The following is a 5,584-nucleotide window of genomic DNA, read 5'->3' as shown; positions in this document are numbered from 1 at the left end:
CCAGCCCGAAGGCCAGGGTCAACGCGGCGACGGTACCGGTGTGCGTGCTCGAACCGTCGCCGCCCCCGCCGAGGCCAGAACGGCGAAGGCGACGGTGGCGGCCAGGGCTTTGATGGCGGTGGTGGATATGACGATGGGGGCGTGGACGATGGTGGCGGATACGACGACGGCGGCACGAACTGACGCAGTCTGCCGCCCGGACCCGCGTCACATCGGCGGGTCAGCCTCAAGCCGTTAACAAAGAAGGCCGCGTCCGAGGACGCGGCCTTTGAGGTATCGCGGAGGGCGAAACGCCTAGAACGGATAGTAGCGGATACTGGTCAGGATCATGTTGTCGTGCGCCTCCGGCGATCCGCCGACCCCGCCGAAGCCTTCGCGGGCGACGTAGGAGTATTGCAGGCCAAGGCGGATCTGGCCGTATGGGCCGGTGAAGGCCTTGTCCCAGGCCTGGAAGGTCAGCTCCGACAGGCGACGGGTATTGCCGGTGCAGGTGAGGGTTGAGGCTTCGATCCCGCAACCGGTGTTCACTGCGGTGAAGTTCCCGTAGCTGCCCATGCCGCCGTCAGGACGCTCGTCCTGCTCCTCGCCGCCGACGAAGTAGAGGTCCAGCGTCTTGGTGGCGTGCAGGGTGGCGGTGACCAGGCCCGCGGTCTCCTGGATGGCGGTGATCTTTCCGGAAGGCGTGAAGGCTACGTCAGGCAGTCCGCTGGAGCCATAGCGGCCTACGCCCTTGCCGCTGATGCCGGTCACCTGCAGGTCGAGCAGGTCGGGGATGATCTGTCCGGCGACGCCGCCGCCGACGCTGCCGGCGTCCAGGCTGTTGCTCTTCAAGGTGCCCAGCTGCTCGTAGAACTGGCGGTACATGCCGAAGACCTCGGCGTGCAGGTGGTGGCCAAACACGTCCTCCTCGGCGGCCAGCTTGCCGATCACGTCGGGCACATGGTTGAGCGACTGGGTGGCCGGCGCCACGCCGCTGACCGCGGTGACCACGCCGTTGACGGTGGTGGTGGACAGCGTGCCGGTGTCGCCGCCGTAATAGTTGGAGCCGTTGTTGATCGTGGTCAGCACGCCCGCGGCCGAGGGGGCCGAGCCGCCGAAGGTGGTCTGCGGGTTCTCGACCGAGACCGCCGCCCACAGCGTCTTGTTCAGGAAGTCCTTGGTGATCCGGAACTGCGGCTGACGCGCCCAGACGTAGCCGACGTTGTACTGCGCGTCGATGTTGGGCGGCAGCACTTCGTTCCTGGGCGTGATGCCCTTGCTATTCATGGTGGCGAGCGACCACTCGTCGCCGGCCAGCAGGTGGAAGCCCTCGTCGGCGAAGTCCATCGTCGCATAGACAACCCGGGTGCGCAGGTTGAACGAGTTGGATTCGTTCAGGTTGGCGGTCTGGGCGGCGCCCAGGAAGTCGAACTCGCCATAGGCCGAGAGCTTGATGTCGGGGTTTATATTTCCCTCGACCAAGCCGGTGATGCGGCTCTGGCGGGCGGTGGCGCGCAGTTCCTCGGCGTGGCCGGGGCGTGCGATGGTGTAGGGCACGGAGTTGAAGGGCGTGGCCACATCCGACGCGAGGTTGTGCTCGCGATAGATCCCCGCCGCCTCCACGAAGCCGCCGGGGGTGATCTTGACGCCCTTGAAGTAGAAGCCGTCAGTCTTGGGCTTCAGCTTGTCGGCCTCGGCGGCGACGGCCACCGGGATGGACTGGATGATGGCGGCGGTGGCGTCGGCGTCCGCCGCCTGGGCGGTTTCGACCTGCTCCGTCGCGGCCTGGGCGGCGGCGGCGGCCTGAGCGGACTGGGCCTGTGTGACGTTCAGCTGATTACGGAGCGCGGCCACCTCTTCTCGGAGCGCCGCAATCTCGCCGCCACCGCGCGGAGCGCTCTCTGCGGCTTGCCGGCGCACCACCTTCTTGTGGGTGTGGGTGGTGGTGGTCGCATTGGCCGCGAGGCCGGCGCTCAGCACCAGGACGGTGCCCAGCGCCGCCCCGCGGAGCAGCGAGGTCTTGATCGTCATAAGTTGTGTCCCCTGTCCCCACGCCGGTGTTGCCGTCGCGTCGCAGGGCGCTTAGCGCCGCCGCATGATGCTCCTGCTAAGCTTTTAAGACACTTCGATGACGGAAGGTGCGGCTGGTTCGGTCAGCGACTTTCCCGCCACAGTGCCGCTTCACGCCTTTATTGCAGCGGCGCTGATCAGGAGCAGGATCGTGACGGCCCCTGAGCGCGTAGCCGCTTGCGCGCTCCCGGAGCGGGCGGACCGGAGGGATCCCGCGCCAGATGCTCGGCCGTGGGGGGAGCTGTAGTCAGAGGCGGCGCGCACCTCAACGCAATGGCCGGGGGGCTCGCGGCGGCCGGCATTCGATGCGCCTTCCAGGCCAGGCTTGCAGGGCTTCTGGCGCGCCGAGCGGCCGGATCGAAGCGGGCGGCTCAGTAGCCCAGCGCGTTCCAGAAGGCGCACCGGTGCCGTCGCGCGAAGTCGGACGCTGTGGAGTTCCCGTCCGGGCGTAGCTGCAAGGGACCGACCCCCCTGTCCGGCGCCCAGCCGCGTGCGCTCGCCGTATCCGGGATCCCGGACCGGGCGAAGCCTGCCCACCAGGCCTGCATGTGGTCCGACAGGGCCCGCTGGGCGGGGTCGAACCTGATGGCCGGCGCCACCTCCCATGGCGTCTGCATCACATAGGCGATCTCGGAGGAGTGGAAGGCCTTCAGCGGTCCGGTAAAGGGCGAGCGCGGCAGGCCGTTGACAGCGGCCGGGTCATCGAACTCGTAGGCGTAGACGGAGACGCGCCGCTCCAGCAGGGCGTTGGTGGTCAGAGCCGGACAGGCGAAGGTGGAGTCGGTGACTACGTCCACATAGGCCTGGGCATACGATCGCCTGGCCTCGTCCGCGTACTCGTTGAGCACCGTGGGCGTCTGATCCAGGAAGAAGTCAGAAATGATCTTCTTGTAGCTTTTTTCGCTGTAGAGCATGCCTTTGAACCGGTTCAGGTCCAGGAAGAGGCGGGCCTCGTCGTGGTTCGTGCCATCGATCACCGGCACAGGGGCGAAGCGGCCTTGCTCCAGCGCCCGGCGCGGGTGGAGTGGCAGGACGGTCCCGCCATAGGCGCTGGTCCACGAGTCCTTGCCGAGCAGGCCGCGGCGATGGGGCATGGCCTTCAGAACCTCCTTGGCCGGCAGGGCGCGCAGGCAGGCGGCGGCGGTCACCGGGTCGCTGCAGCCGAGATCGGCCGCCATCTGCACGCCGCCGGCCTCCGCAGCCGCCTGGCTGATGGCGGAGTCCGGCGCAGTGCAGGCGCCGCTCTCGATGATGGCGCGCTGGAACAGGCCCTGGGCGCCCGGCGCGGTCAGCTGTTCGCACACGCTCCAGCCGCCGGCGGACTCGCCAAAGATGGTCACGTTGGCGGGATCACCGCCAAACGCTGAGACGTTCGCCCTCACCCAACGGAGCGCCGCCTGCTGGTCCAGCAGGGCGTAGTCGCCTGAGCCGTCCCCCTCGGCCCGCAGCGCCGGGTGCGCCAGGAAGCCGAGGGCGCCCAGCCGATAGTTCATCTCCACCGTCACCACGCCCTGGCGCTGGGCGATGCGGCTGAGGTCGTACTGGGCCGTGTAGCCGATGGCGTAGCCGCCGCCGTAAATCCACACCATGACAGGAAGACGCGCGCCGGCCTTGGCGCCTGCGGGCGTATAGACGTTCAGGGTCAGGCAATCCTCAGACTGCTTGCCGGAGCCCGGGATCGCCGCCTGCGGACAGAGCGCACCACCGCGTGTGGCGTCCCGCGGCTCGACCCAGGACGCCGGCGGCCGCGGCGCACGCCAGCGGAGCGGCCCCACCGGCGCCGCGGCGTAGGGCAGGGCCAGGAAGGCGTTCCCCTGCGGCGTCGCCACGCCGCGTACCGGTCCGGCCTCGGTCGCCACGAGCATGGGCTGGGCGTCGGGGCTGTGCACCAGATAGCCGACGTCACCGGGGCGCAGCGCGCAGCCGCCGAGCGACACGGCCATAGCCAGGAGCGCAGTCAGGACGACCGCGGTCCGCGCCTGGAGGCCGCCGGTGGAGACAGGGCGGAAGGGGACTGCAGCCATTGCGGCTTCGGCTTTCGGGGTCTGGATCGGACGGGCGGACAGCCTGTCATGTGACGAAGCCGTGGCGGAAACGACCGGGAACCCGTTCGGTTCGATCGCTGGCGCCAAGCTCGCTGGACCGGCCCGCGGAGCTGGCCCAAACTCGCGCCTTGATGTGCGGGTCGGAGCGGTGATGGCGGGGGATGGGTTGGCCCTGATCGGGGTGGCCGTGCTGGTGGCTTCCTTCCTCCTGCGGCTGAACCCGCTGCTGGCGGTGGTGCTGGCTGCGCTCTCGGCGGGGCTCGCCGCCGGGCTGTCGCCGCTGGCTGTGCTGAAGGCGTTCGGCCACGCCTTCAACGCCAACCGCTATGTCGGCCTGGTCTGGCTGATCCTGCCGGTCGTAGGCCTGTTGGAGCGGCACGGGCTGCAAGCGCGCGCGAAGGCGCGGGTGGCGGCGCTGAAGGGGGCTACGGCGGGGCGGGTGCTGCTGGCCTATCTGGCGCTGCGCCAAGTCACCGCGGCGCTGGGGCTGGCGGCGCTCGGCGGTCACGCCCAGATGGTCCGCCCGCTGCTCGCGCCCATGGCGGAGGCGGCGGCCGAGGCCCAGGCCGGCGGCGCAACGCCGGCCTTGACCCACGAGGTGCGCGCCTATGCGGCCTCGGCCGACAACGTAGGCGCCTTCTTCGGCGAGGACATCTTCATCGCCATGAGCTCCATCCTGCTGATCCGCGGCGTGCTGCAGGGACTAGGTGTGGACGTGGAGCCGCTCAGGCTGTCGCTCTGGGCGATTCCCACGGCGTCGGCCGCCTTTGCGGTGCACGGCTGGAGGCTGCTGCGGCTGGACCGGCGGCTGAGGCGGCTGCGGGCGCCGGGCCGGACCTCCTGATGGCGGCAGAACAGCTCCTAATCAACGCGTATCTGACCCGCTCATCCCGGCGAATGCCGGGACCCAGATCGTATGGCTCGACGGCCCGCCTGTCTGGCTGCTCGCATCGTCAATCCCGACCGCTCTATGATCTGGGTCCCGGCATTCGCCGGGATGAGCGGGAAGGGACGCACGCCACGGTCTGTGGTTCAGCCTCATCAATGCCTGCCGGATGATCGGCCTGGACGCCGTCTATGCGTTCGCAGGCCTGCTGTTCGCCGGCTTCGCAGTCTACAGCGCCGCTGACCGCGCCGCCGGCCGGCGGCTCGCCACCTCCGCCTTCTTCGCGCTGATCGCGGCGAGCTTCCTGTTCGGGGACCGGCTGGGCGATTTGGACAACGGCCTGCTGGCGCTGTCGCTGGTGGGGCTGGCCATGGTCGGCGTGGGAGGGACATCGCGGGCGAGCGCGCCGCAGGACGCGGCCGGGCCGCCGATCCGCAGACCCGCCGGCGACCGCCTCTTCGCGCTGGCCCTGGTCGTCCCGGTGGTGGCGCTCGTCGGCGCCTTGACGCTGAAGCGGCTCGTCGTCGGCGGCGTCGCCCTGGTCGACCCCAAGCAGGTCACCGTCGTCGCCCTGGCCGTGGGCGTGCTCGCGGCCCTCGCCGCC

The 5,584-nt window shown here is 69.8% G+C and carries 5 protein-coding genes; 3 read left to right on the top strand and 2 right to left on the bottom strand.

The window, feature by feature from the left end:
- The coding region (locus HUV06_RS16090) for a hypothetical protein (RefSeq protein ID WP_217433899.1) at positions 1-238 on the top strand (238 nt) is incomplete at its 5' end.
- Positions 239-294: 56 nt separating this feature from the next.
- Here HUV06_RS16090 and HUV06_RS14355 read toward each other — a convergent pair.
- Both HUV06_RS14355 and HUV06_RS14350 read right to left on the bottom strand, forming a co-directional pair.
- A complete protein-coding gene (locus tag HUV06_RS14355) occupies positions 295-2,010 on the bottom strand; it encodes a hypothetical protein (protein WP_174301936.1) in 1,716 nt (571 codons plus the stop codon).
- Positions 2,011-2,420: 410 nt separating this feature from the next.
- Positions 2,421-4,073 carry a carboxylesterase/lipase family protein gene (locus HUV06_RS14350; protein WP_174301935.1) on the bottom strand — a complete coding sequence of 551 codons (1,653 nt, stop codon included), beginning with the start codon at positions 4,071-4,073 and terminating at the stop codon, positions 2,421-2,423.
- A 172-nt stretch (positions 4,074-4,245) separates the two neighbouring features.
- Here HUV06_RS14350 and HUV06_RS14345 point away from each other — a divergent pair, with 172 nt between their 5' ends.
- Entirely contained in the window at positions 4,246-4,938 is a 693-nt protein-coding gene (locus tag HUV06_RS14345; RefSeq protein WP_174301934.1) for a 5-oxoproline transporter, DUF969 family subunit, read from the top strand.
- A 211-nt stretch (positions 4,939-5,149) separates the two neighbouring features.
- Positions 5,150-5,584: 5-oxoproline transporter, DUF979 family subunit (locus HUV06_RS14340; protein WP_174301933.1), on the top strand; the 435-nt coding region annotated here is incomplete at its 3' end.

This window comes from Caulobacter sp. S45 (assembly GCF_903642205.1).
In the GTDB taxonomy this organism is placed as follows: domain Bacteria; phylum Pseudomonadota; class Alphaproteobacteria; order Caulobacterales; family Caulobacteraceae; genus CAHJWH01.
The sequence above is the reverse complement of the archived record's forward strand: the minus strand, read 5'-3'. Positions and strand labels throughout refer to the sequence as shown.